Raw genomic sequence first — 24,203 nt, forward strand, 5'->3', positions numbered from 1 at the left:
GGGACGCCCTATAGACACCGGGCGCCCGACGCGAGCAGAGTGGACGCCATGGTCACCCCTCTCGAAATCTTCAGCGGCTTCAGCGTGAACGACATCCCCGCGGCGAAGGCCTTCTACGGCGAGACGCTCGGGCTCGCGGTCTCCGACGGCGCCATGGGCAACCTCGACCTCGAGCTGCCCTCCGGCGGTCACGTCTTCATCTACCCGAAGGCCGATCACACGCCCGCGACGTTCACCGTCCTGAACCTCGTCGTGGACGACATCGATGCGGCCGTCGACGAGCTCAACGCGAAGGGCGTCGCCACGGCGATCTACGACGACCCGGAGCTGCCGACCGACGAGAAGGGCGTGCTGCGCGGCCGAGCGGCGGACCGCGGGCCGGACATCGCCTGGTTCCGCGACCCGGCCGGGAACGTGGTCTCCGTCCTGCAGAACTGACGGCGGGTCAGACCGGCTCGTCGTCGCTGTCGAGATCGTCCGCCTCGTGGCGGTCCCGGTCCGACGGCAGATCGTCGGTGGAGCGCGGCACGGTCGACGTCAACTGGAAGGTGGCCTCCTCCGGCCAGCCGCGGTCATCCACCAGTTCGAAGACGTCGAAGGCCGACGCGCCGGCGAATTCGGACGGCACCCGGATGCGACTCGGCGGCACATCCACGTCGGTGGGCAGGGTCAACGTCTCGGGGATCTCCCCGTCATCGCGGAGAAGGACCGCCCGAAAGGTCCTCGGCGTTGAAAACGGCACGCCGGAAAGGTTAGGCGCGCATCGCGGAGAGCGCGACCCCCCCAACGGTGGATGCACCGCATGCCGACGAACCCGCCGGCGCCCCCGGGTCCTAGGATGTGCTCGTGGAGCCCATCGTCGTCTGTCTCTGGATCCTGGTCGTCGCGTGCGCTGCGACCTGGGTGCTCTCGCTGGTCACCAAGGAGCACTCCTGGGTCGACCGCATCTGGTCCCTCGTGCCGGTGGTCTACGTCTGGGTCTTCGCCGGCGCCGCGGGCCTCGCCGACCCGCGCCTCGACCTGATGGCGGTGCTCGTCACCCTGTGGGGTGCGCGGCTGACCTTCAACTTCGCGCGCAAAGGCGGCTACCGGCCGGGCGGCGAGGACTACCGCTGGGAGGTCCTGCGCGGGCGCATGCGCCCCGCGGCATTCGCTCTGTTCAACCTGTTCTTCATCGTGATCTACCAGAACATCCTGCTGCTGCTCATCGCGCTGCCCGCGTGGACGGCCTACCAGCACCAGACCCCGCTCAGCCCGCTCGACGTCATCCTGGCCGCGCTCTTCGTCGCCTTCCTGACCGGTGAGACGATCGCCGACCAGCAGCAGTGGCGGTTCCACCAGTGGAAGAAGTGGGAGACGGATGCGGGGCGTCAGCCGTCGCCGCGCTTCCTGCAGACAGGGCTGTTCCGCTTCTCCCGCCACCCCAACTTCTTCTTCGAGCAGGCGCAGTGGTGGGTCGTGTTCCTGTTCGGGTGCGTCGCCGCCGGCTCGATCCTGCAGTGGACGGTGATCGGACCGCTCCTGCTGACCGGCCTCTTCATCGGCTCGACCGTGTTCACTGAGAGCATCACGCGCTCCCGCTACCCGGAGTACGCCGCGTATCAGGCGCGGACGTCGCCGGTGGTGCCCTGGTTCCCGGGGCGCGGGAACACGGCGCGCATGTGGTCGGAGTCCAGGTAGTCCGCGACTCCGATGAGGATGAGGCTGAACACGATCTGCTCGGTCACCATCCAGAGCGGGTAGAGCCCCGGGATCGCCGCGATCACCAGCGTGATCACCGGGAAGATCTTCGCGAACAGCCGGAGGCGCGAGTACGCCCAGTAGTAGCCCTTGCGCGCCCGCCAGGCGAAGTAGAACAGTGTGACCGTCATCCCGAGGACGATGACCGAGCGCATCCACACCGGGAAGGCGATGCGGACGCCGTGCAGCGTCAGCACCAGCGCGACGACCACGGCGGTCAGGCCGATCACCAGCTCCGCGGCGAGCAGCCAGCCGACCACGGTGAACGCCCGGCGGGTCCGGGGATGCTCGCGGCCGCTCTCGGGGACCGTGTAGCCGGCGTGGCGCCCGCCGGCGATCCGGTCGAGCCGCGCGAGCAGAGTTTCCATGAGAACACGGTAACCCGGGCTACGGTGGGAGCATGTCGTGCATCCGGTTCAACACCCCCGCACAGCGTGCGGCCATGCGTGACCACCGGCCGGCGATGCTCACCGCCGAACAGGCGGCAGCACTGCATCCCGCGCCGGAGGTGACCGAGAGCAAGATCCGTCGGCTGCGCCTGCTCGCGACGGACCCGAACCCGAAGATCCGGGAGGCGGTCGCCAGCAGCTACCACGCCCCAGCCGACGTCATCGAAGCCCTCGCGAAGGATCCGGACGCCGGCGTCCGCGGCTGTGTAGCGAAGAACGAGGCGACCCCCTGCGACCTCCTGCGGGAGCTCGCGGACGACCGGTCCGAGACCGTGCGCGGCTGGGTCGCCGTCAACTACTTCGTCCCCGCCGACGTGATGGAGAAGCTCGCCGCAGATCGCAGCCGCACCGTCCGCGGCCTGGTGAAGTGGAAGGCGTCGCTGGCGGACGAGAGCCCGCAGCCCGCCGCGGTGTGACATGCCCGGCACCTCCCCGCACACCGGCTCGACGGGTGGCCCGTCCAGCGTCCGCGTCGACTCGTGGGCGTGGGCCGTCCGTCTGTTCAAGACCCGCTCCGCCGCATCGGACGCCTGCAAGGCCGGGCACCTCAAGGTGAACGGCGACCGGGCGAAGCCGGCGCAGCCGGTCAAGGTGGGGGATGAGGTGCGCGCCTTCGTCGGCGACACCGAGCGCATCTACATCGCCCGGCGCCTGATCACCAAGCGCGTCAGCGCTGCGATGGCGGCCGACTGCTTCGAGGACCGCACCCCGCCGTCCCCTCCGCGCACCGAGACGCCCGCGGCCGTGCTGCGGGAGCGCGGCGCCGGCCGGCCGACCAAGAGGGAGCGCCGCCTGCTGGAACAGCTCCGGGGCCGTTGATGGCGCTGGCGCGCATCGGCATCTCCGGGTGGACCTACGCGCCCTGGCGCGGGGTCTTCTACCCGCCCAAGATGCCGCACCGCCTCGAGCTGGAGTACGCGTCGGAGCGCCTGGACTCGATCGAGATCAACGGCAGCTTCTACTCGCTGCAGCGGCCGACGAGCTACCGGACCTGGGCCGAGCACACCCCCGACCAGTTCGTCTTCTCGGTCAAAGGCGGCCGCTACATCACGCACATCCTGAGGCTCAAGAACGCGCGCACGGCGGTCGCCAACTTCTTCGCATCCGGCGTCCTCGCGCTCGGCCACAAGCTCGGCCCGCTGCTGTGGCAGCTCCCGCCGACGCTGCAGTTCGAGCCGGACGAGGTGGATGCGTTCCTCGCGCTGCTGCCCAGGACCACCGCCCAGGCTGCGGCGCTCGCGGGCGAGACGACCCTCGACGAGGACAGGACGCACACCGCGGTGAGCGAGGATCGCCCGCTGCGGCACGCGGTCGAGGTGCGGCACGCCTCCTTCGACGTGCCCGCCTTCACCGAGCTGGCACGGGCGCACGGGGTCGCGATCGTGCTGGCCGACACCGCAGGCCGGTACCCGGTCATCCGCGACCTCACCGCCGATTTCGCCTACGTGCGCCTCCACGGCGACGAGGAGCTGTACACGAGCGGCTACACCGATGAGTCGCTCGACCGCTGGGCGGCCGAACTCGGCGGATGGCTGCAGCGCGGCATGGACGTGTACGCCTACTTCGACAACGACGTGAAGGTGCGCGCGCCCTACGACGCGATGGGGCTGCGCGACCGGCTCGCCGAGTGGACGCCGCGCCATCACTAGACTCGAAGACGTGGAGGGTGACAGCACCGCCGTGAGTTCACGGGTCTGGACGGTCCCGAACGTGCTGAGCTTTCTCCGGCTCGCTTTCGTGCCCGTCTTCCTCTGGCTGGTCATCACCGGCCAGGACGGCCTCGCCCTGCTGGTGCTCGTCTTCTCCAGCATCACCGACTTCCTCGACGGCTACCTGGCCAGGCGCCTGAACCAGATCTCCCGGCTGGGCCAGCTGCTCGACCCCGCCGCCGACCGGCTGTACATCTTCGCCGCGCTCATCGGGCTGTGCTGGCGCGAGGTCATCCCTTGGTGGCTGTTCGGGGTGATCATCGCGCGGGATGTGATGCTCGCGATCCTCGGCGTCATCCTCGCCAACCACGGATTCGGCCCGCTCCCGGTGCACCACCTCGGAAAAGCGGCCACGTTCTGCCTGTTCTGCGCGCTCCCGCTGCTCATGCTGGGGGAGGCGTTCGCACCGCTCGCACCCTTCTCCCTGCCGCTCGGCTGGGCCTTCGCGCTGTGGGGCGCGTTCCTGTACTGGTGGGCCGGAATCGTGTACATCAGGGAGACGGCCCGGGTAATCCGCCTTCCGGCCGATGACACCGGCGCGCGATCGGATACGCTGGACCGCAAGGAGGTAGACGGTGCCTGAAGACATTAACCCGAACGGCCCAGCCGGCGGAGCCGACGACGCCGCCCGGGGCCCCCTCCGGGACGCGGCGGGCAATGAGGACACGACCGCGCGTTTCGGCGAGGAGTTCATCTCGAAGATGTACCCCTCAGGTGAGGTTTCGCCGGAGGAGCAGGAGGCGATCGCGGCCCTGCCGTCCGGCTCCGCGCTGCTGATCGTGCGGCGAGGGCCGAATGCGGGCGCCCGCTTCCTCCTCGACGCCGACGTCACCACGGCGGGCCGCCACCCGAACGCCGACATCTTCCTCGACGATGTGACCGTGTCGCGTCGCCACGCGGAGTTCACGCGCCGCGGCACCTCGTTCGAGGTCCGCGACCTGGGCTCGCTCAACGGCACGTACTACGACGGCGTCCGCATCGAGAGCGCGCTGCTCGCCGACTCCGCCGAGGTCCAGATCGGGAAGTTCCGCCTCACGTTCTACGCGTCGCGTCACGACCTCGCCGCAGCGGCGAACGGCTAGTGGCCCGGCCGGCCACCAGGGCCGCCGATGGTGCTCCGGCCCTGCTCAGCATCGGCCAGGTCCTCGCTCGGCTCACACCCGAGTTCCCCGACCTGTCGTCGTCGAAGCTGCGCTTCCTGGAGGAACGCGGGCTGGTCTCGCCGTCCCGTACCGCCTCCGGCTACCGCAAGTTCTCGCCCGACGATGTGGAGCGGCTGCGGGCGGTGCTCGCCATGCAGCGCGACCACTACCTGCCGCTGAAGGTCATCAAGAAGTACTTCGCCGACGTGGATGCGGGGCTCGACCCCGCATTCCCCGGCACCGCTCCCGCGGGCTCCATCCTCGCCGGCTCCCGCCGGTACCGCCGCGACGAACTGCTGCGCGAGGCCGGCGCTGACGCCGAGCTCCTGCAGGAGGCGATCAGCACGTCGCTCATCGCCGCTTCGGACGTCTACGGCGACGAGGCTCTCACGGTGCTGCGGGCACTGGCCGAGCTGCGTCGCAGCGGCATCGAGCCGCGGCACCTGCGCGGTTTCCGTGCGGCCGCCGAGCGCGAGATCGGCCTGATCGAGACGGCGCTGGTGCCCATCGCCCGCCGCAACGACGTCAGCAGCAAAGCCCGGACGGCCGAGCTGGCGCGCGAGATCGCGGCGCAGCTCGACGTGGTCCGAGGCAGCATCATCCGCTCGTCCATCGCGCGTCTGCGGCCATGAAACGGTCGCGCCCACTCGACACGCCGGAGCCGAAACAGCGGATGTCGTTGCCCGGCGACCCCCGCATGAGTACCGTGGATGAAGCGACGCGGATGCGACGCGAGATCCGCAACCCGGGCGAGAGGCGAACACCATGAGCGAACTGAGTCGTGAAGACGGCGCTCGGTACGACCTCGGACTCCTGTTCACCGACGGTCTCCCCGAGATGGACGACGTGAACGGCTACCGCGGTGCGGTCGCCGCCCGCGCAGCCGGCATCTCCTACCGTCAGCTGGACTACTGGGCGCGCACGGGACTGGTCGAGCCGACCGTCCGCGGCGCCGCCGGTTCCGGCTCGCAGCGCCTGTACGGCTTCCGCGACATCCTCGTCCTCAAGCTCGTGAAGCGCCTGCTCGACACCGGCATCTCGCTCCAGCAGATCCGCACCGCCGTCAACCAGCTCCGTGAGTCGGGGGTCAGCGACCTGGCCCAGACGACGCTGATGAGCGACGGCGCGAGCGTCTACCTCTGCACCTCGAACGACGAGGTCATCGACCTGGTCAGCCGCGGCCAGGGCGTCTTCGGCATCGCGGTCGGCAAGGTCCTCCGCGAGGTGGAGTCGAGCCTCGTCGAGCTCGACACGCAGGCCGAGGCCATGGACGAGCTCGCCGCTCGCCGCGCCGCCCGCACCCGCGCCTCCTAGGCCCCCACGCGCCGCCCCTTCCGCGCATTCGTGACGAATGCGCGCCGTTCGTCACGAATGGCCGCCATTCGTCACGAATCCCAGCGCGAGCCTCGTACCCATTCGTCACGAATGAGCGCCATTCGTCACGAAAGGCCGCCATTCGTGACGAATGACGGCCATGTCGGCGGCTCAGGACTGGGCGGTCGCGTACTCGCCGATGCGGGCGGTGCGCAGCACGCGCTCCAGCAGCATGTCGAAGTTGTGCGCCATCTCCTGCGCGCTCTCGCCCGGCCAGACGTGGAGGGGCTTGGCCGCGCCCTGCGCCTGCTGCAGCGAGGTGCGCTCCGGAAGCTGAGGGGAGAGCACGAGCGGCCCGAACATGTCGCGCAGCTCCTTGATCCGGAACTGGTGCTCGAGCGACTGGACGCGCGCGCGGTTGACGATGATGCCGAGCGGCTGGAGGCGCGGCGAGAGTCCGCGGCGGATCTCCTCGATCGCGCGCAGTGCACGGTCCGCGGCGGCCACCGAGAACAGGCCCGGCTCGGTCACCACGGCGACGCGGTCGCTCGCGGCCCACGCCGTGCGGGTGAGTGCGTTCAGCGACGGAGCGCAGTCGATCAGCACGAGCTCGTAGTCGTGCTCGACGTTCGCGAGCGCCTCCTCGAGCTTCCAGATGTCGCGGATGCTCGGGTGCGGACCGTCGAAGTTGATCGCCGACGGGCTTCCGATCATCACATCGATCGTGCCGGAGCGGCCCTTGGTCCAGCCGGACGGCGCGATCGCCGCGCGCACGATCTTCTCCTTGGGGGAGGCGAGCACGTCGGCCACATTGAGGTGCCCGGCGACCTGGATGTCCATCCCGGTGGACACGTCCGACTGCGGGTCGAGGTCCACGACCAGCGTGCGAAGTCCCTTCGCGAACGCCGCCGACGCCAGTCCGAGCGTCACCGTGGTCTTTCCGACACCGCCCTTGAGGGAGCTAACGCTGAGTACGTGCACGACAGCCACGTTACCTTTACTAGTGTTAGAGAACCTAACCGTTTGCTGTGTGGTGTCGACCCCTGCTCGAAAGGTCCCCATGTTCCGAAAGATCCTCGTTGCCAACCGCGGTGAAATCGCCATCCGAGCCTTCCGCGCCGCTTACGAGCTGGGCGCCGAGACCGTCGCCGTTTTCCCGTACGAGGACCGCAACTCCATGCACCGGCTGAAGGCCGACGAGGCGTATCAGATCGGCGAGCCCGGTCACCCCGTGCGCGCCTACCTCGACGTGCAGGAGATCATCCGCGTCGCGAAGGAGTCCGGCGCCGACGCGATCTACCCGGGCTACGGCTTCCTCTCCGAGAACCCCGAGCTGGCCGAGGCCGCTCGCGCCGCCGGCATCACCTTCATCGGTCCGCGCGCCGAAGTGCTCGAGATGGCCGGCAACAAGGTCACGGCCAAGGAGCACGCGATCGCCGCGGGCGTCCCCGTTCTGAAGTCGTCGAAGCCGTCGAAGGACCTCGACGAGCTCCTCGCCGCCGCGGACGAGATCGGGTTCCCGATCTTCGCCAAGGCGGTCGCGGGGGGCGGCGGGCGCGGCATGCGCCGCGTCAACGCGAAGGAGGACCTGCGTCCGGCTCTGGAGGAGGCGATGCGGGAGGCGGACAGCGCCTTCGGCGACGCCACCATGTTCCTCGAGCAGGCCGTGCTGCGTCCGCGTCACATCGAGGTGCAGATCCTCGCCGACGCGACCGGCGACACGATGCACCTGTTCGAGCGCGACTGCTCCGTGCAGCGCCGCCACCAGAAGGTGGTCGAGATCGCGCCGGCGCCCAACCTGTCGGACGACATCCGCCAGTCGCTGTACCGCGACGCGGTCGCCTTCGCCCGCTCGATCGGCTACGAGAACGCGGGCACCGTGGAGTTCCTGCTCGACACCGCGGGGGAGCGCGCCGGTCAGCACGTCTTCATCGAGATGAACCCGCGCATCCAGGTCGAGCACACGGTCACCGAGGAGATCACCGACGTCGACCTCGTGCAGTCGCAGATCCGGATCGCCGCGGGCGAGACCCTCGCCGACCTCGGCCTCAGCCAGGACACCGTGCAGATCCGGGGCGCGGCGCTGCAGTGCCGCATCACAACGGAGGACCCGACCGCGGGCTTCCGTCCCGACACCGGCAAGATCACCACCTACCGCTCCCCGGGCGGCGCGGGCATCCGTCTCGACGGCGGCACGATCAACCCGGGCGCCCAGATCAGCCCGCACTTCGACTCCATGCTGGCGAAGCTCATCACGCGCGGCCGCGACTTCCCGGCCGCCGTCCTGCGCGCCCGCCGCGCCCTCGCCGAATTCCGCGTGCGCGGTGTCTCCACGAACATCCCGTTCCTGCAGGCGGTCCTCGAAGACCCCGACTTCATCGCCGGGAACGTGTCCACCTCGTTCATCGAGGAGCGCCCGGAGCTGTTCAAGGGCCGCGAGTCGAAGGACCGCGGCACGAAGGTGCTCAACTGGCTGGCCGACGTCACGGTCAACCAGCCGAATGGCCCCCGTCCGCTGAGCATCGAGCCGGCGGACAAGCTCCCGAAGATCGACCTCAACGCGCCGGCACCGGCGGGCTCGCGCCAGCGGCTGCTCGAGCTCGGCCCGGCGGGCTTCGCCGAGGCGCTCCGCGCGCAGAAGGCGCTGGCGGTCACCGAGACGACGTTCCGTGACGCGCACCAGTCGCTGCTCGCGACCCGCGTGCGCACCCGCGACCTGCTCGCCGTCGCTCCGTACGTCGCACGCATGACGCCCGAGCTGCTGTCGGTCGAGGCGTGGGGAGGGGCGACCTACGACGTGGCGCTCCGCTTCCTCGGCGAGGACCCGTGGGAGCGCCTGGCCACCCTCCGCGAGGCACTGCCGAACATCAACATCCAGATGCTGCTGCGCGGCCGCAACACCGTGGGCTACACGCCGTACCCGACGCAGGTCACCGACGCCTTCGTGCGGGAGGCGGCAGCTACCGGTGTCGACATCTTCCGCATCTTCGACGCGCTCAACGACGTTTCGCAGATGCGTCCGGCGATCGAGTCGGTCCTCGCGACCGGTTCGGCGATCGCCGAGGTCGCCGTCTGCTACACCGGCGACCTGCTCGACCCGGCGGAGGACCTCTACACCCTCGATTACTACCTGCGTCTCGCCGAGCAGATCGTCGAGTCGGGTGCGCACATCCTCGCCATCAAGGACATGGCCGGTCTCCTTCGTCCGTCGGCCGCCGAGAAGCTGGTGGCCGCGTTCCGCGAGCGGTTCGACCTGCCCGTCCACGTGCACACGCACGACACCCCGGGTGGCCAGCTGGCCACGCTGCTCGCGGCATCCCGTGCCGGAGCGGACGCGGTGGATGTGGCGAGCGCGCCCATGGCCGGCACCACCAGCCAGCCGAGCGCCTCCGCCCTCGTCGCCGCGCTCGCGCACACCGAGCGCGACACCGGCATCTCGCTGAGCGCCGTCGAAGACCTCGAGCCGTACTGGGAGGCCGTCCGTCAGGTCTACCGCCCCTTCGAGTCCGGACTTCCGGGCCCCACCGGCCGCGTGTACAAGCACGAGATCCCGGGCGGCCAGCTGTCCAACCTGCGTCAGCAGGCGAAGGCGCTCGGCCTCGCCGAGGACTTCGAGCTCGTGGAGGACATGTACGCCGCCGCGAACCGCATCCTCGGCCGCATCCCCAAGGTGACGCCGTCCTCGAAGGTCGTCGGCGATCTCGCGCTGCACCTCGCAGCCGTGAAGGCCGACCCGGACGACTTCGCCGAGAACCCGCAGAACTACGACATCCCGGACTCCGTGGTCGGCTTCATGGCTGGCGAGCTCGGGGAGCTGCCGGGTGGATGGCCGGAGCCGTTCCGCACGAAGGTGCTGGCCGGCAAGACGGTCAAGGTCGGCGTGGAGGACCTCTCGTCCGACGACGCGTCCGCGCTCGAGGGCTCCAGCGAGGAGCGCCGCGCGACCCTCAACCGGCTGCTCTTCCCGGCGCCGACCCGCATCTACGAGCAGATGAAAGAACTGTTCGGCGACCTCTCGGTGGTCGACTCGCTCGACTACCTGTACGGCCTCAAGCAGGGCTCGGAGCACGTGGTGGAGTTCAGCCGCGGCGTCCGCCTGTACGTCGGGCTCGAGGCGATCGGCGAGGCCGACGAGAAGGGCATGCGCACGGTCATGACCACGCTCAACGGCCAGTTGCGGCCGGTGTTCGTACGCGACCGTAGCATCGTCGTCGAGTCGAAGGCGGCCGAGAAGGCCGACACGGCCCGGCCGGGCCAGGTGGCCGCCCCGTTCTCGGGCGTCGTGACCCTCCAGGTCGCCGTCGGAGACGTCGTCGCGCCCGGGCAGGCGGTCGCGTCGATCGAGGCCATGAAGATGGAGGCGGCGATCACCGCCCCCGTCGGCGGAACCATCGAGCGGCTCGCCATCCCGAAGACCCAGCAGGTCGACGCGGGCGATCTGCTGGTGGTCATCCAGCCCTCCTGACCGGAGCCGAACGGGCGCCCCGCCGGCGGGGCGCCTACAATGACGAGTCGCGGGAGGTTCCTGCGGAAGAAGGAGAACGCACGACGTGGCAGACAGGCCCGACGCCGAAACGCCCGAGGGGCGCGAACCGCGCGACCTCGTGCCGGCCGACGACGAGCTGACGCCTGCGCGTTCGTTCGAGCCGGCATCATCGCTGGATGTGGACTCGACGCTGAGCATCGCCGTCGACCTCCCGCCCGCGCCCGCGCCCCAGGTGCCGGAGGACGAGGAAGCGGTGGCGATCGACGACGTCCCGGTCGACCCCGGTTTCGTCGCTTCTCCCGCCGAGCCGACCACGGTGTCGGTGGCGATCGTCGCCTCCCGGCTCGCAACCGGCCCGACGGAGACGGCCACGGCCGCCGCAGCCGCCGGGGAGTCCGCGGACGCGGCCACCCCGTTGCCGCCGGCGGATGCGTACGCCGGCTCGCGCCGCGACCGCCTCCGCGGAGAGCACTCAACGCAGCCGGAGCCGGCCGCCATGCTCACCGCCGACCGCCTGCTCGAGGTCAACCGCAAGACGCGTCCGGGCCCGGAGGGGCCCTGGCAGCGGTTCGTGTACAACGTCACGTTCCGCACCGTCAACCTGGGCGACTCCGCGAAGGTGCGCGCCCGCAAGGAGCTCGACCACCGCATCCAGAAGCAGTTGGAGGGCGGCGCGCGCTTCGTGCCGGTGCTCACCCGCAAGGGCGGCGTCGGCAAGACCACCGTCACGACCCTGCTCGGGATGGCGCTGGCCTCCGCGCGCGAGGACCGCATCATCGCCATCGACGCCAACCCGGACCGTGGCACGCTGTCCGAGCGGGTGCCTCGGCAGACCCGCTCGACGGTCCGGGATGTCGTGCACAAGGCCGCGAGCATCGGCGGCTTCACCGACTTCTCGACTCTCGTTTCGCGCGACGAGACGCGCCTCGACATCCTCGCGTCGGACACCGACCCCATGCTCTCGGAGGCGTTCGACGAGAACGACTACAACGTCGTCGCCGACCTCTCCGCCCGGTACTACTCGATCGTGCTGACCGACTGCGGCACCGGCATCGTCCACTCGGTGATGCGGGCGACCTTGCAGCGCGCCGACTCCCTCGTGATCGTGTCCGGCGGCAGCGTGGATGAGGCGCGTCTCGCCTCGGAGACGCTCACCTGGCTGGAGGCGAACGGCTACGGCGAGCTCGTCCGCAACGCGGTCGTGGCGCTCAACACCGCCACCCACGCCACCAACCTGGTCAAGCTGGACGAGATCGAGGCGCACTTCCGCTCGCGCGTGCGCGAGATCGTCCGCGTCCCGTACGACCCGCAGCTGGCCGCCGGCTCGGTGGTGTCGTGGAAGGACCTCAAGCCGCTGACCCGCCTCTCGGCGCGCACCCTGGCCGCCCTCGTCGTCGAGGGCCTCCCGGCCGAGCGCGACTGAGGCGCCCGACCGACCCCGTTCCTCGAGGAGTACCTGTGACCGAACGTCAGATCCGCCTGTTCGGCGACCCCGTGCTGAAGACGCCGTCCGACCCGATCGGTGAGATCGACGAGGGCGTGCGCGGGCTCGTCGAGGACCTGGTGGACAGCGTCCTCCCGCCCGGCCGGGCCGGTGTAGCCGCGCCGCAGATCGGCGTCAACGAGCGCGCGTTCAGCTACAACGTCGACGGCCAGGTCGGCTATGTCATCAACCCCGTGCTGGTCGAGGTGTCGGGGGAGCCGGAGCTCATGGACGAGGGCTGCCTCTCGGTCCCCGGCCTCTGGTTCAAGACGTTGCGCTACCCGTTCGCGCGGGTGACGGGTATCGACCTGGACGGCAACGAGATCGAGGTCTCCGGAACGGGCGTGCTGGCGCAGGCGCTGCAGCACGAGACGGACCACCTCGACGGGAAGCTCTACCTCGACCGTCTCGACAAGGAGTCCCGCCGCGAGGCGATGAAGCAGGTTCGCGAGTCGAACTGGTTCTGAACGGGTTCTGAACGGCCCCGCCTAGACTGGACCGCATGCGAATCGCGGTCACTGGAGGGTCGGGCAAGCTCGGGCGCACGGTCGTGCGCGAGCTGCGGAAATCGGGGGACGTCGTCGTCTCCCTCGACGCAGTGGGGGAGCGTGGTCCGGGCTTCGTCCGCGTGGACCTGACCGACTACGGCCAGACGGTGGATGCGATCTTCGGCGTCAACGACCAGCACGACGGCTTCGACGCGATCGTGCATCTGGCCGCGATCCCGGCGCCGGGCATCCTCCCCGATGTCGCCACCTTCCACAACAACATCCGCGTCACCTACAACGTTTTCCAGGCTGCTCGCCGAGCGGGCATCCGGAACATCGTCTACGCGTCCAGCGAGACCGTGCTGGGCCTGCCGTTCGACGTGCCTCCGCCGTACATCCCCGTAGACGAGGACTACCCGGCGCGTCCCGAGAGCACGTACTCGCTGGTGAAGCACCTCGAGGAGCAGATGGCGATCGAGCTGGTCCGCTGGGACCCGGCGCTCAAGATCGTCGCACTCCGGTTCTCGAACGTGATGGACCCGGAGGACTACGCCGCGTTCCCCGCCTTCGACGACGACCCGTGGGCGCGCAAGTGGAACCTGTGGGGCTACATCGACGCCCGCGACGGCGCGCAGGCCATCCGCCGCGCGCTGGAGTGGGATACGACCGGCTTCGACCGCTTCATCATCGCCGCCGCCGACACGGTGATGAGCCGCCCCAACGACGAGCTCGTGGCCGAGGTCTTCCCCGGCGTGCCGCTCAAGCGCGACCTCGGCGTCAACGACACGCTGCTGTCGATCGACAAGGCTCGCCGCATCCTCGGCTACGCCCCCACCCACTCCTGGCGCGACGAGGTCTGAGCCGCCCTCCCTGGGGTGATTCGTCACGAATGTGCAAGATTCGTCACGAATGTGCGAGATTCGTCACGAATTCGCGCGGGGAGAGGTGCGTGGTGGATCTGTGCATGGGGGAGTTATTCACAGAAGCGCCGGGCTCCTCCTCGGGAGACTGCCGCCACGGGAGCCTGAAGCATGCGAAGCTCTCGAATCGTTACAGCGCCTACCTCTTTTGCGCCTCCGCCGACCGGCGAATCCGCAAGTGGGCGCGGGGCTCCCCGCGTGCCTGCCGTGGATCCGCTGCGTCCGTTCCACGGTGTCCACCTCCTGACCGCCCCGGGCACTGTCGGCGCGCTCTGCCGCGCGTATCTGCCTCTGATGCCGGAGGACGCGTTTTTCAGCCATCAGACGGCGGCGGCATTGCTCGGCATCCCACTGCCCGCGGACGTCGCTCACGCTGCCCTGCACGTATCGGTCGCCTTTCCGCGTACTCCTCCGCGAGGTCGCGGTGTGGTCGGACACAGCCTCGGAACGGTACTCGGCGGAGCGTTCAACGGCCTGCCGGTCTGCACGCCGGAGCAGGTCTGGTGCCAGCTGTCCGGCGTATTCGCACCGGCGGACCTCGTTGCGGCGGGGGATCACCTCGTAGGGTCGCGATCCCGTCCCCCGCTCGTCGAACTCGCGCGGCTTGCGGACGCTGCCGGGCATATGCGTCGCACGAAAGGCGCGATGGCTCGCACCTGGGCGCTGTCGCGCATCCGGTTCGGTGCGGACTCGCGACCCGAGACGCTTCTCCGATTGCTTCTGGAAGAGTTGGGCTTCGACGACATCGAAGTCAATCGACCCGTGGTCGTCGACGGCGGTCGATTGACGCTGCACCCCGACCTGATCATCCGTGAGGCGCAGCTCGCGTTCGAGTACGAGGGTGACGGTCATCGTGTGGACCGTCGGCAGTGGAGTGCCGACATCCGGCGCCGTGAACTGCTCGAGGCCCGAGGTTGGCGAGTCGTCCGAGTGACCGCGGACGATCTCTTCCACAATCGGGACGCGTTCGTCAGCCGCCTCGACGGATTCGTGACGAACGTCGCCGATTCGTCACGAATGCTCAGGATTCGTGACGAATGGTCAGCCGCTCAGTGGGCGAGCGAGAAGCCCTGCGTGCTCGGGTTGTCGCTGTAGAGGCCGTCGATCACGTCGGCGAAGTCGGCGAGGATGACGTTGCGCTTGATGCTGAGCTTCGGCGTGAGGTGCCCGCTCGCCTCGCTCAGCTCCGTCGCGAGAACGACGAACTTGCGGACGCTCTCGGCGCGCGAGACTCCCGCGTTCGCGTGGTCGATCGCACGCTGGATCTCGGCGTGCACCGCCGGGTTCACGGACGCCTCGGCGAGGGTCATGTCCTTGTCCTCGCCGTTGTTCGCGAGCCAGGTCGGCAGCATCTCGGTGTCGAGGGTGACCAGCGCCGAGATGAACGGCTTCTGGTCGCCGACCACGATCACCTGGCCGACCAGCGGGTTGGAGCGGATGGGGTCCTCGAGCGCAGCAGGGGAGACATTCTTGCCGCCCGCCGTGACGATGATCTCCTTCTTCCGGCCGGTGATGGTGAGGAACCCGTCCTCGTCGAACGACCCGAGATCGCCCGTGCGGAACCAGCCGTCGTCGAACGCCGCAGCGGTCGCCTCCGGGTTCTTCCAGTACTCCTTGAAGACGTTGATGCCGCGCACCTGGATCTCGCCGTCCGCCGCGAGGCGCAGGTCCACACCGGGGAGGGCGGGGCCGACGGTGCCGATCTTGAACCGGTCGGGTCGGCTGACCGTGGCCGGTGCTGTCGTCTCGGTGAGGCCGTAGCCCTCCAGCACCTTGATGCCGAGGCTGTGGAAGAAGTGTCCGAGGTGCGAGCCGAGCGGAGCGGAACCCGAGACGGCGAACTTCACGCGGCCACCCATGGCGGCGCGGAGCTTCGAGAAGACCAGCCGGTCGTACAGCGCGAACTTCAGCTTCAGCGCGAACGGCACCGCACCGGTCTCGAGGGCCTTCGAGTGCGCGACCGCGACCTCGGCGGCGGCGCGGAAGATCTTGCCGCGGCCGCCCGACTCCGCCTTCTGCTCGGCCGAGTTGTAGACCTTCTCGAACACGCGCGGCACGGCCAGGAGGAACGTCGGCTTGAAGCTCGCCAGCGCGGGCAGCAGCTGCTTCGTGTCGGCCTGGTGCCCGACCTTCACGCCGCCCGTGACGCTCAGGACGGAGATGAAGCGCGCGAACACGTGCGCGGCGGTGATGAAGAGCAGCGTGGATGCGCCTCCCGGCTGCTGCACGACCTCTTTCAGCGCCTCGGCGGAGTTGCGCGACAGCTCGACGAAGTTCGCGTGCGTGAGGACGCATCCCTTCGGCCGCCCAGTCGAGCCGGAGGTGTAGATGAGGGTTCCGATGTCGGAGCCCTTGGCCAGCTTCCGCCGGCGCTCGATCTCGCCGTCGGGAACGTCCACGCCCGCGGCGACGAGCTTGTCGAGGTCGCCCAGGTGCAGCTGCCAGACAGTGCGGATGAGGGGGAGCTCCGGGTGCACCTCGTCGAAGCGGGCGTGCATCTCGGCCGTCTCCAGGAAGACCGCGATGGCCCCGGAGTCGGACATGTTCCACTGCACCTGCGAGGGGGAGGAGGTCTCGTAGATCGGCACCAGCACGGCGCCGGCGAACCACACGGCGAAATCGATGAGGGTCCACTCGTAGCGGGTCTTCGACATGAGGCCGATCTTGTCGCCGGGCTCGATGCCTGCGGCCACGAGGCCCTTGGCGAGCGCGATGACCTGGCGGTGGAACTCCGCTGCCGTGACGTCTTTCCAACCGCCGCCGTCCGGCAGGCTGAACAGGGGCAGATCGGGCGTCTGAGTCACTCGGTCGACCAGCAGGTCGGTGGTGTTGGCCTCCGGGTCGAGCGGGACGACGACGGGGGTTTCGATCACATTCACGGTAGCTCCCTCGATACCGGCGGGCGGGCGTTCGACCGAATGGCTTACGCCGATCCGGTTGATTACACTCTAGATGGTCCTGCTGCGGGTCTCCTGACGCGCCCTGTGGGCCACTCCTCACTCCTTCATCCCGCGGGAAGGCCACACGTGCACGCCATCGGCATCGACATCGGAGGCACCAAGATCGCGGGAGCCGTCGTCGACGAGCTCGGCGTGATCGTCCGCGAGGACAGGGTGCCGACCGACGCGACCCGGCCGGTCGAGATCGAGAACGCCGTCGTCGCGATGATCGAGCGGCTGTCGGACGGCCCGGAGGAGATCGCGGGAGCCGGAGTCGCGGCGGCCGGCTTCATCGATGCCGCGCAGTCGACCGTCTACTACGCGCCGAACATCAACTGGCGCCACGAACCCTTCCGGGAGAAGCTCGAGGCGCGCCTCGACATCCCCGTCATCATCGAGAACGACGCGAACGCGGCCGGCTGGGCCGAGTTCCGCTACGGCGCCGGGCGGCTGGTGTCGGACATGGTGGTCCTCACCATCGGCACGGGTGTCGGCGGCGCGATCGTGAGCAACGACCGGCTGTTCCGCGGCGGCTTCGGGGCCGGCGCAGAGATCGGGCACATGCGCGTCGTCCCCGGCGGTCTGCCGTGTGGATGCGGAGCGCACGGCTGCATCGAGCAGTACGGCTCGGGACGCGCCCTGCAGCGGATGGCGAACGAGCTGGCCGACGCCGGCGGCATCGGTCAGGCGCTCGCGGATGCGCGTTCGCGCGCCGGGACCCTCACGGGCGTCGACATCAGCGCGCTGATCAGCGCGGGCGACCCCGGCGCGCTCGCCGCCCTCCGGCAGCTCGGCGACTGGCTGGGCCAGGCCTGCGCGAGCCTCGGCGCCATCCTCGACCCGCAGCTCTTCGTCTTCGGCGGCGGGGTCGCGCAGGCCGGCGAACTGCTGCTCGAGCCCATCCGTCTCGCGTATCTGGAAAACCTCCCCGCGCGCGGCTTCCACCCCGAGCCGGAGTTCACGATCGCCGAGCTCGTGAACGACGCCGGAGTGGTCGGCGCCGCCGACCTGGCTCGACTGCACGCCTCCTCGCTCTAGGCACAACGCGGGGATAGGCTTCGGTTCGATGTTCTATTGGCTGATGAAGTACGTGGTCGTGGGGCCGATCCTGCGCGGGATCTTCCGGCCGTGGGTCGTCGGGCTCGACAACATCCCCTCCGACGGCGCCGTGATCCTCGCCAGCAACCACCTGTCCTTCATCGACTCGATCTTCCTGCCGCTGGAAGTCGAACGGCACGTGTCCTTCCTCGCCAAGAGCGACTACTTCACGCGCAGGGGCTTGAAGGGATGGGCGACCAAAGCGTTCATGAACGCCACCGGCCAGCTGCCGATCGACCGCTCCGGCGGCAAGGCGTCGGAGGCGTCGCTGAACACCGGCCTCGCGGTCCTCGCCCGCGGCGAGATCCTCGGGATCTACCCCGAGGGCACGCGCAGCCCCGACGGCAAGCTGTACCGGGGCCGTACGGGCGTCGCACGGATGATCTTGGAGGCGGGCGTGCCCGTCGTTCCGGTCGCCATGGTCGACACCGCGAAGATCATGCCGATCGGCAAGCGACTCCCCAAGATCGGCCGCATCGGCATCATCGTGGGGGAGCCGCTGGACTTCTCCCGCTTCGACGGCATGGAGGGCGACCGCTTCATCCTGCGCTCGGTCACGGACGAGATCATGTACGAGCTGCAGCGCCTGGGCGCGCAGGAGTACATGGACGTGTACGCGACGACCGTCAAGGAGAAGCGGGCGACGCTGTCACGTTAAGTCCTTCGGCGCTGTACCTGGCGTCCGGCGCGATAGGCTCGGTTATCCACCCATCCACCGAATGATCAGAGTGAGCGGAAGACCAGTGCTGCAGACCACAGAGCCCGTCGTGCGACCAGACGAGTCCGTGATCGAGGGCCTGGAGTATTGGCGCACCCTCCCGATCAAGCAGCAGCCGGCGTGGCCGGACCCGGAGGCGGCCGCGGCCGCATCCGCGGAGATCGCGACGCTGCCGCCGCTGGTGTTCGCCGGTGAGGTGGACCAGCTGCGCACGCGTCTGGCCCGCGCCGCCGAGGGGAACGCGTTCCTGCTGCAGGGCGGCGACTGCGCCGAGACCTTCGCCGGGGCAACTGCCGACCAGATTCGCAACCGGGTCAAGACCGTCCTCCAGATGGCGGTGGTCCTGACGTACGGCGCCTCGGTTCCCGTCATCAAGATGGGCCGGATGGCCGGTCAGTTCGCCAAGCCGCGCTCCAGCGACACCGAGACGCGCAACGGCGTGACGCTTCCGGCGTACCGCGGCGACATCGTCAACGGTTACGACTTCACCCCCGAGTCGCGTCAGGCCGACCCGCGCCGGCTGGTGCAGGGGTACCACACCGCCGCATCCACGCTGAATCTGATCCGCGCCTTCACTCAGGGTGGTTTCGCCGACCTGCGCCAGGTGCACAGCTGGAACCGCGGCTTCGCGGCGAACCCGGCGAACCAGCGCTACGAGGGCCTGGCCCGCGAGATCGACCGCGCCATCAAGTTCATGGAGGCGGCGGGCGCCGACTTCGACGAGCTGACGCGTGTGGAGTTCTACTCCAGCCACGAGGCTCTGCTGATGGACTACGAGCGGCCGATGACGCGGATCGACTCCCGCACCGGCACGCCGTACAACACGTCGGCCCACTTCGTCTGGATCGGCGAGCGGACCCGCGAGCTCGACGGCGCGCACGTCGACTTCCTGTCGCGCGTGCGCAACCCGATCGGTGTCAAGCTCGGCCCGACGACCTCCCGCGACGACATGCTGCGCCTGATCGACAAGCTCGATCCGGAGCGCGAGCCCGGCCGCTTGACGTTCATCACGCGGATGGGCGCCGGCAAGGTGCGGGATGCGCTCCCGCCGCTGCTCGAGGCGATCAAGCGGTCCGACGCCAAGCCGCTCTGGGTCACCGACCCGATGCACGGCAACGGCCTGACCACGCCGAACGGCTACAAGACGCGCCGCTTCGACGACGTCGTGGACGAGGTCAAGGGCTTCTTCGAGGCGCACCGCGCCGCCGGGACCAACCCGGGCGGCATCCACGTCGAGCTCACCGGCGACGACGTGACCGAGTGCCTGGGCGGTTCCGAGCACATCGACGAGGAGACCCTCGCGACGCGCTACGAGTCGCTGTGCGACCCGCGCCTCAACCACATGCAGTCGCTCGAGCTGGCCTTCCTGGTCGCCGAGGAGCTCTCGCAGGCCTGACCCGCTCGCGCGCTGCACCTACCTGACGCAACACGCCGCCCCGGCCTCGGCCGGGGCGGCGTGTTGCGTCAACCAGGCGTCGCGACTTCCGGGACACATTCCGGGCGGAGCTAGGATGTCTCATGTAAATAGCGATACGATATTTTATGGCTATCGAAAGGACCGTCATGCCTATGCCCCTCACGTTCCAGCAGCGACGAGCTCGCATCATTTCCACCGCCTGCGTCGCGCTTATCTCCGTCGCGACGGCGATCGTCGGCGCAGCGCCGGCCGAGGCGGCGTCGACGCCGGCCTTCGAAATCTTCTACTCTCCGAACTGCAACGCCGGCGTCTCAGCGTCTCGGGTCTACACGGGACTCAACTCGGGCGAGCATTGGATCAGCGACACCTTCAACAGCAAGCAGTGGGGAGCGGCGGGATACGGGCAGTTGATCCGAAACAACGCCGCCTCCATCTGGGTCTCCAGCGCGACGGTCAACATCTTCCCGTCGTCTGCCACCTACGCGACCTATCGAAGTGCCGGGCAGTGCTTCAACCTGAACGAGTTGAGGAATCGCAACGTGGTGTGGAGCGTGACGGGTCTTTAGCAGCGAAACAACTAGGGCCGCTTCCTCAGAAGTGAGTAGCGGCCCTTCTTCGTCCTCGCGCGAGCGCAGGGCACCCTGCCTAAGCCTGTGCGGCGACCCGCCGGGTCAGAAGCCGGCGAAGTTGACCGTGATCGTGGAGCCTTTCGGCTGCTGCGTCCCGGCTCCGGGGGAGATCTTGGAGACCTGCACCGAGTTCGAAACGCCGGGCAGATCGGCCAGGCCGCTGTACTTCAGCTTGAAGCCCGCATCCGTGAGCGCCTTCTTCGCGACGTCCCAGGTCTTTCCGACCACGTCCGGCACCGTCACGGGCTCGGGGCCCTTCGACGTCTCCAGCAGAAGCGTGTCGCCGGGCTTGACCGGGTCGTGCTGGGGCTGGGCCGAGATGACGTCGCCCTCTGCGATCGTGTCGCTGTAGCTCTGCGGACCGGCCGAGGTGAGCAGTCCGACCTTGCTGAGGGCGGCGGAGGCGTCCGCCACCGACTTGCCGGACACGTCGGGGATGGCGCCGGCCGAGACCACCATGTTGACCGCCGCGGCCTCGAAGTACGGACCGCCGCCGGAGATGTCGGCGCCGTTGTCGGCGCGCGTGGCGGAGAGAACGGTGTTCGCCGGGACCTTCGCGTCGAACTGGGTCGCCACGTCGCCGACCTTCGCGCCCGCGCCGGTGATGGCGCTCTTCGCGGCGTCGATGCTCTGACCGGCGAGAGCAGGGATGGTGATCGGCTTCGGGCCCTGCGAGACGCGAAGCGTCACTGTGCTGCCCCGCGCGGCGGGGAAGCCGGCCTTGGGGTCGGTGCTCGACACCATCCCCTTGGCCACGGTCGTGCTGTACTCAGGGGCCTGTGCCGCCGTGAAGCCGAGCTTCACGAGCTGAGCGGTCGCCGCATCCGGTGTCGCGTTGACCAGGTTGGGCACGTCGACCAGTGAGCCGGGGCCCGAGCCGAAGTACCAGCCGGTGCCTCCCGCCACGCCCGCGAGCACGAGGACCAGCGCGAACAGCCACCAGCCCTTCGAGCGGCGCTTGGCGGCCGCCTTCGTGAGCGTCGCCGTGGCGGCCGGAATCGCCGAGGCGACCTGCTGGCGGATGGCCGGGTTGATGATCTGGGTGTCGCCCGCATCCACGTCGAAAGCAGGAGGGAGCACCATCGTCGGCTGCAGCACGGCCTCACCGCGCAGCGCCTTCTCGGCTTCGAGCAGCCGATCGAGCATCTCCCGCGCGTCGCGCGGACGGCGGTCCGGGTCCTTCTCCGTCGCCCACAGCACCAGCTCGTCGAGCTCGGCGGGGACCGCCGGGTTCTTGCTGCTCGGGGAGGGGACCGCGTCGTTGGCGTGCTGGTACGCGATCTGCATCGGCTGCTCGCCCTGGAACGGCTGCTGCCCGGTGAGCATCTCGTACATCATGATGCCGAGCGCGTAGATGTCGCTGCGGGCATCCGCCACGCCGCGGGTGACGAGTTCGGGGGAGAGGTACGCGATCGTCCCGAGCAGCGCCTGGCCGGTCGCGGTGTTCGCGCTGGCCGCGCGCGCGAGTCCGAAGTCGCCGATCTTGATGCGGCCGTCGTCGGCGAGCAGGACGTTCTCGGGTTTCAGGTCGCGGTGGACGATGCCCGCCTTGTGCGCGGCGGCGAGCCCGGAGAGGACCGCCTCCATGATGTCGATCGTCTGCTCGGGGGTGAGCTTCCCGTAGTCCTTGAGCAGGTCGCGCAGTGTGATTCCGGGCAGGTACTCCATGACGAGGTACGCCATGTCCGAGTCCTGCCCCTGGTCGAAGACGTTGACGACATTGGGATGCGCCAGGCGCGCCGCCGAGCGGGCCTCCTGGACGAACCGGCTCTTGAACGTGGAGTCGTCGGCCAGATGACCGTGCATGATCTTGATGGCGACGCGGCGTTCGAGCCGCAGATCGGTGGCCAGATAGACGGTCGCCATGCCGCCTCGGGCGATCCGCGAGCGCACCTGATACCGGCCGTCGATGAGACGGCCGATCATCGGGTCGGTCTGGCTCGTGGTCACGATTCGAGTCTAGGGAACGACCCGTCCGGGAACCCTGCAAAACACCGGTGGACGCGGTGGCTGTGACCGGGCTGTGACATTCGGACTCAGCCGAGCTGGGCGAGCCAGGCGCGGGCCGAGGTCTCCCACTTCGCGTAGGCGACGGGGTAGGCCGAGATCTGCACGGATTGCGCGGCCTGCGTGACGCTCATCGCGGTCCATCCGGGGATGTCGAGCAGTCCGCGGGTCCGGCCCTTGTTGGGGTTGCCCGCACCCCCGTAGAACGCGAGCGTCGCCCGGGCCGGGTCGAGCACCTGCTCCGGCGTGCCCCATCCGGTGCTCGGCCGCTGCTGGAAGAGGCCGAGCGAGTCGCGGTCACCATAACGGACATTCCGGAGGCCGGATTCCTGGGCAGCGGCAGCGAGGGCCACGACGATCCCCTGGTTCGGGACGCCCTGCTGCCGGCCGATCCGGATGATGAGCTGGGCGTTCGCGCGCATCTCGTCGGTGAGAGCGAAGACCTGGCCGGCGGCGACCGCGGGCAGGGGAGCGGGGGCGGCGACCGGAGCGGGTGCAGGGGCGGCCGTCGGGGTGTTGAGTGCGGCGGTGGTCATGCCCGGGATGCGGATCTTCTGGCCCGGGAAGATGAGACTCGAGCCGCTCAGACCGTTGGCCGCGAGGACGGCCCGGGTGGAGACGCCGAAGCGGCCGGCGATCCCGCTGACCGTGTCGCCCTTCGCCACCACGTATGTCGTCGCGGATGCGGGGGCGGGTGCCGCGGGTGCGGCGGGGGCAGGCGCTGGTGCGGCGTGAGCGGCCGGGGCGGGAGCTGCGGCGGCGGGCCCCGCGAGGGCGAGGACCTGACCGGGGAAGATGAGGCTCTTCCAGCTCAGCCCGTTCATGGCGAGGACGGCGGCGGTCGACAGCCCGAAGCGTGCTGCGATCCCCGACACGGTGTCCCCGGACTGCACCCGGTAGGAGGCGGGTGCAGCGGCGACGGCGGTGCGTGCCGCCGAGGTCTCGGCGGAGGAGCCGATGGTGCTGACGAGCGTCGCCCGCTCCAGCGGCGTGACTTCTCCGGTGTCGCCGGAGTGGTCGGTCGAGTGCTCTTCGCGCGGTGCGGCCTGCGCCGGAGTGACCAGGTTCAGCGTGACGGCGATGGAGCTCGCGACAGCGATCGGGACCGTGCCCAGGACGCTGCGAACCTTGCCGGTGTCTGCCAGAGCCATAGGACCCCCCTCTTCGAGTGACACGTCGACACCCCACGCTGACACAAGAGATAAGAGGAGTCAACAGGAGTGACAGATGTGAAAGCAGTTTACATGATCGTAACAATTACCCCGGCTCTCACCCGGCTGCAATCCATGGCACGCTGGAAGGGTGACCGAGCACGTGCAGACCACCGAGTGGTTGACCGTACCCGACCTCGTCGAGACGCTGGGCCTGAGCGTGAGCCGGGTTCGCCGATTGATCGAGGACCGCCACCTGGGCGCCAAGCGGATCGACGGCGTCCTCAAGGTGCCCGCGTCGTTCCTGAAGGACGGCGAGCCGCTGAGCGAATTGCACGGCACGCTCATCGTCCTCGCCGACGACGGCTTCAGCGACGACGAGGCGGTGGACTGGCTGCTGTCCGAGGAGGAGAGCCTCGGGACCTCGCCGATCGAGGCCCTGCGCGCCGGCCGCAAGGCCGAGGTGCGCCGCGTGGCCCAGGCGCTCGCCTGATCCGGGACGCCCGGCCTCCG

General features: G+C 69.3%; 25 protein-coding genes. 19 read left to right on the forward strand and 6 right to left on the reverse strand.

Features of this window, described 5'->3' with window-relative positions:
- The first annotated feature begins 48 nt into the window (after positions 1 to 48).
- Positions 49 to 438 (forward strand): VOC family protein, encoded by a 390-nt coding sequence (locus tag QRN40_RS13975; RefSeq protein ID WP_285116306.1) that lies wholly within the window; start codon positions 49 to 51, stop codon positions 436 to 438.
- 7 nt (positions 439 to 445) lie between these two features.
- Here the strand turns inward: QRN40_RS13975 and QRN40_RS13980 are convergent, their stop codons facing one another.
- On the reverse strand, positions 446 to 673 hold the full coding sequence (locus QRN40_RS13980; protein WP_285116308.1) for a hypothetical protein: 228 nt from the start codon (positions 671 to 673) through the stop codon (positions 446 to 448).
- 173 nt (positions 674 to 846) lie between these two features.
- Here QRN40_RS13980 and QRN40_RS13985 point away from each other — a divergent pair, with 173 nt between their 5' ends.
- Positions 847 to 1,680 carry a DUF1295 domain-containing protein gene (locus QRN40_RS13985; protein WP_285116309.1) on the forward strand — a complete coding sequence of 278 codons (834 nt, stop codon included), beginning with the start codon at positions 847 to 849 and terminating at the stop codon, positions 1,678 to 1,680.
- On the opposite strand, the gene QRN40_RS13990 is transcribed toward QRN40_RS13985, so the two are convergent.
- Positions 1,602 to 2,108, reverse strand: coding sequence for a hypothetical protein (locus QRN40_RS13990; protein WP_285116310.1), 507 nt, complete (start codon positions 2,106 to 2,108; stop codon positions 1,602 to 1,604). The genes QRN40_RS13985 and QRN40_RS13990 overlap by 79 nt on opposite strands.
- Positions 2,109 to 2,140: 32 nt before the next feature.
- Between QRN40_RS13990 and QRN40_RS13995 the strand changes: the two genes are divergently transcribed.
- The 7 genes from QRN40_RS13995 to QRN40_RS14025 all read left to right on the forward strand — a co-directional run bounded on the left by QRN40_RS13995 (position 2,141) and on the right by QRN40_RS14025 (position 6,354).
- Positions 2,141 to 2,605 (forward strand): hypothetical protein, encoded by a 465-nt coding sequence (locus QRN40_RS13995; RefSeq protein ID WP_285116311.1) that lies wholly within the window; start codon positions 2,141 to 2,143, stop codon positions 2,603 to 2,605.
- 1 nt (position 2,606) lies between these two features.
- Entirely contained in the window at positions 2,607 to 3,008 is a 402-nt protein-coding gene (locus QRN40_RS14000) for an RNA-binding S4 domain-containing protein (protein WP_285116312.1), read from the forward strand.
- Positions 3,008 to 3,838 (forward strand): DUF72 domain-containing protein, encoded by an 831-nt coding sequence (locus tag QRN40_RS14005; RefSeq protein ID WP_285116313.1) that lies wholly within the window; start codon positions 3,008 to 3,010, stop codon positions 3,836 to 3,838. Before QRN40_RS14000 ends, QRN40_RS14005 begins: the two co-directional genes overlap by 1 nt.
- 10 nt (positions 3,839 to 3,848) lie before the next feature.
- The gene (gene clsA / locus QRN40_RS14010) at positions 3,849 to 4,481 is read left to right on the forward strand and encodes a cardiolipin synthase ClsA (RefSeq protein WP_285116314.1); all 633 of its coding nucleotides are present in this window, start codon (positions 3,849 to 3,851) and stop codon (positions 4,479 to 4,481) included.
- On the forward strand, positions 4,474 to 4,980 hold the full coding sequence (locus QRN40_RS14015; protein WP_285116315.1) for an FHA domain-containing protein: 507 nt from the start codon (positions 4,474 to 4,476) through the stop codon (positions 4,978 to 4,980). Before clsA ends, QRN40_RS14015 begins: the two co-directional genes overlap by 8 nt.
- Positions 4,980 to 5,672, forward strand: a complete 693-nt coding sequence (ftsR, locus tag QRN40_RS14020; protein ID WP_285116317.1) for a transcriptional regulator FtsR — start codon at positions 4,980 to 4,982, stop codon at positions 5,670 to 5,672. The genes QRN40_RS14015 and ftsR overlap by 1 nt, the downstream gene beginning before the upstream one ends.
- Positions 5,673 to 5,805: 133 nt before the next feature.
- Complete coding sequence (locus QRN40_RS14025; protein WP_285116319.1) at positions 5,806 to 6,354, forward strand: MerR family transcriptional regulator; 549 nt, start codon at positions 5,806 to 5,808, stop codon at positions 6,352 to 6,354.
- Between the two features lie 171 nt (positions 6,355 to 6,525).
- Here the strand turns inward: QRN40_RS14025 and QRN40_RS14030 are convergent, their stop codons facing one another.
- Positions 6,526 to 7,335, reverse strand: a complete 810-nt coding sequence (locus QRN40_RS14030; RefSeq protein WP_285117501.1) for a ParA family protein — start codon at positions 7,333 to 7,335, stop codon at positions 6,526 to 6,528.
- A gap of 79 nt (positions 7,336 to 7,414) precedes the next feature.
- On the opposite strand from QRN40_RS14030, the gene QRN40_RS14035 reads away from it, so the two are divergent.
- From QRN40_RS14035 to QRN40_RS14055, 5 genes are all read left to right on the forward strand, one after another.
- Complete coding sequence (locus QRN40_RS14035; RefSeq protein WP_285116320.1) at positions 7,415 to 10,819, forward strand: pyruvate carboxylase; 3,405 nt, start codon at positions 7,415 to 7,417, stop codon at positions 10,817 to 10,819.
- 85 nt (positions 10,820 to 10,904) lie between these two features.
- Positions 10,905 to 12,263, forward strand: a complete 1,359-nt coding sequence (locus QRN40_RS14040) for a MinD/ParA family ATP-binding protein (protein ID WP_285116321.1) — start codon at positions 10,905 to 10,907, stop codon at positions 12,261 to 12,263.
- A gap of 35 nt (positions 12,264 to 12,298) precedes the next feature.
- Entirely contained in the window at positions 12,299 to 12,790 is a 492-nt protein-coding gene (def, locus tag QRN40_RS14045) for a peptide deformylase (RefSeq protein ID WP_285116322.1), read from the forward strand.
- Between the two features lie 35 nt (positions 12,791 to 12,825).
- Complete coding sequence (locus QRN40_RS14050) at positions 12,826 to 13,671, forward strand: NAD-dependent epimerase/dehydratase family protein (protein ID WP_285116323.1); 846 nt, start codon at positions 12,826 to 12,828, stop codon at positions 13,669 to 13,671.
- A 267-nt stretch (positions 13,672 to 13,938) separates the two neighbouring features.
- Entirely contained in the window at positions 13,939 to 14,826 is an 888-nt protein-coding gene (locus QRN40_RS14055) for an endonuclease domain-containing protein (protein ID WP_285116324.1), read from the forward strand.
- Here QRN40_RS14055 and QRN40_RS14060 read toward each other — a convergent pair.
- Entirely contained in the window at positions 14,781 to 16,610 is a 1,830-nt protein-coding gene (locus tag QRN40_RS14060; protein ID WP_285116325.1) for an AMP-dependent synthetase/ligase, read from the reverse strand. The genes QRN40_RS14055 and QRN40_RS14060 overlap by 46 nt on opposite strands.
- 147 nt (positions 16,611 to 16,757) lie before the next feature.
- Between QRN40_RS14060 and QRN40_RS14065 the strand changes: the two genes are divergently transcribed.
- From QRN40_RS14065 to QRN40_RS14080, 4 genes are all read left to right on the forward strand, one after another.
- The gene (locus QRN40_RS14065) at positions 16,758 to 17,708 is read left to right on the forward strand and encodes an ROK family glucokinase (protein ID WP_285116326.1); all 951 of its coding nucleotides are present in this window, start codon (positions 16,758 to 16,760) and stop codon (positions 17,706 to 17,708) included.
- A 28-nt stretch (positions 17,709 to 17,736) separates the two neighbouring features.
- A complete protein-coding gene (locus QRN40_RS14070) occupies positions 17,737 to 18,426 on the forward strand; it encodes a lysophospholipid acyltransferase family protein (RefSeq protein ID WP_285116327.1) in 690 nt (229 codons plus the stop codon).
- Between the two features lie 127 nt (positions 18,427 to 18,553).
- Positions 18,554 to 19,882, forward strand: coding sequence for a class II 3-deoxy-7-phosphoheptulonate synthase (locus tag QRN40_RS14075; protein WP_285117502.1), 1,329 nt, complete (start codon positions 18,554 to 18,556; stop codon positions 19,880 to 19,882).
- A 173-nt stretch (positions 19,883 to 20,055) separates the two neighbouring features.
- Positions 20,056 to 20,469, forward strand: a complete 414-nt coding sequence (locus tag QRN40_RS14080; RefSeq protein ID WP_285116328.1) for a hypothetical protein — start codon at positions 20,056 to 20,058, stop codon at positions 20,467 to 20,469.
- Positions 20,470 to 20,574: 105 nt separating this feature from the next.
- Here QRN40_RS14080 and pknB read toward each other — a convergent pair whose 3' ends face one another.
- Entirely contained in the window at positions 20,575 to 22,482 is a 1,908-nt protein-coding gene (gene pknB / locus QRN40_RS14085) for a Stk1 family PASTA domain-containing Ser/Thr kinase (protein WP_285116329.1), read from the reverse strand.
- Between the two features lie 86 nt (positions 22,483 to 22,568).
- Positions 22,569 to 23,690: a LysM peptidoglycan-binding domain-containing protein gene (locus tag QRN40_RS14090; RefSeq protein WP_285116331.1), complete on the reverse strand. Its 1,122-nt coding sequence runs from the start codon at positions 23,688 to 23,690 to the stop codon at positions 22,569 to 22,571.
- Positions 23,691 to 23,841: 151 nt separating this feature from the next.
- Between QRN40_RS14090 and QRN40_RS14095 the strand changes: the two genes are divergently transcribed.
- Entirely contained in the window at positions 23,842 to 24,183 is a 342-nt protein-coding gene (locus tag QRN40_RS14095) for an Rv2175c family DNA-binding protein (protein ID WP_285116332.1), read from the forward strand.
- Positions 24,184 to 24,203: the final 20 nt, after the last annotated feature.

It is taken from the genome of Leifsonia sp. fls2-241-R2A-40a, from assembly GCF_030209575.1.
Classification (GTDB): domain Bacteria; phylum Actinomycetota; class Actinomycetes; order Actinomycetales; family Microbacteriaceae; genus Leifsonia.

Excerpts from the sequence above, each read along its gene's own strand:
- QRN40_RS13975 (WP_285116306.1), top strand. The coding sequence starts at position 49 with ATGGTCACCCCTCTCGAAATCTTCAGCGGCTTCAGCGTGAACGACATC.
- QRN40_RS13990 (WP_285116310.1), bottom strand. The coding sequence starts at position 2,108 with ATGGAAACTCTGCTCGCGCGGCTCGACCGGATCGCCGGCGGGCGCCAC.
- QRN40_RS13995 (WP_285116311.1), top strand. The coding sequence starts at position 2,141 with ATGTCGTGCATCCGGTTCAACACCCCCGCACAGCGTGCGGCCATGCGT.
- QRN40_RS14000 (WP_285116312.1), top strand. The coding sequence starts at position 2,607 with ATGCCCGGCACCTCCCCGCACACCGGCTCGACGGGTGGCCCGTCCAGC.
- QRN40_RS14005 (WP_285116313.1), top strand. The coding sequence starts at position 3,008 with ATGGCGCTGGCGCGCATCGGCATCTCCGGGTGGACCTACGCGCCCTGG.
- QRN40_RS14025 (WP_285116319.1), top strand. The coding sequence starts at position 5,806 with ATGAGCGAACTGAGTCGTGAAGACGGCGCTCGGTACGACCTCGGACTC.
- QRN40_RS14035 (WP_285116320.1), top strand. The coding sequence starts at position 7,415 with ATGTTCCGAAAGATCCTCGTTGCCAACCGCGGTGAAATCGCCATCCGA.
- QRN40_RS14050 (WP_285116323.1), top strand. The coding sequence starts at position 12,826 with ATGCGAATCGCGGTCACTGGAGGGTCGGGCAAGCTCGGGCGCACGGTC.
- QRN40_RS14070 (WP_285116327.1), top strand. The coding sequence starts at position 17,737 with ATGTTCTATTGGCTGATGAAGTACGTGGTCGTGGGGCCGATCCTGCGC.
- QRN40_RS14080 (WP_285116328.1), top strand. The coding sequence starts at position 20,056 with ATGCCCCTCACGTTCCAGCAGCGACGAGCTCGCATCATTTCCACCGCC.
- QRN40_RS14090 (WP_285116331.1), bottom strand. The coding sequence starts at position 23,690 with ATGGCTCTGGCAGACACCGGCAAGGTTCGCAGCGTCCTGGGCACGGTC.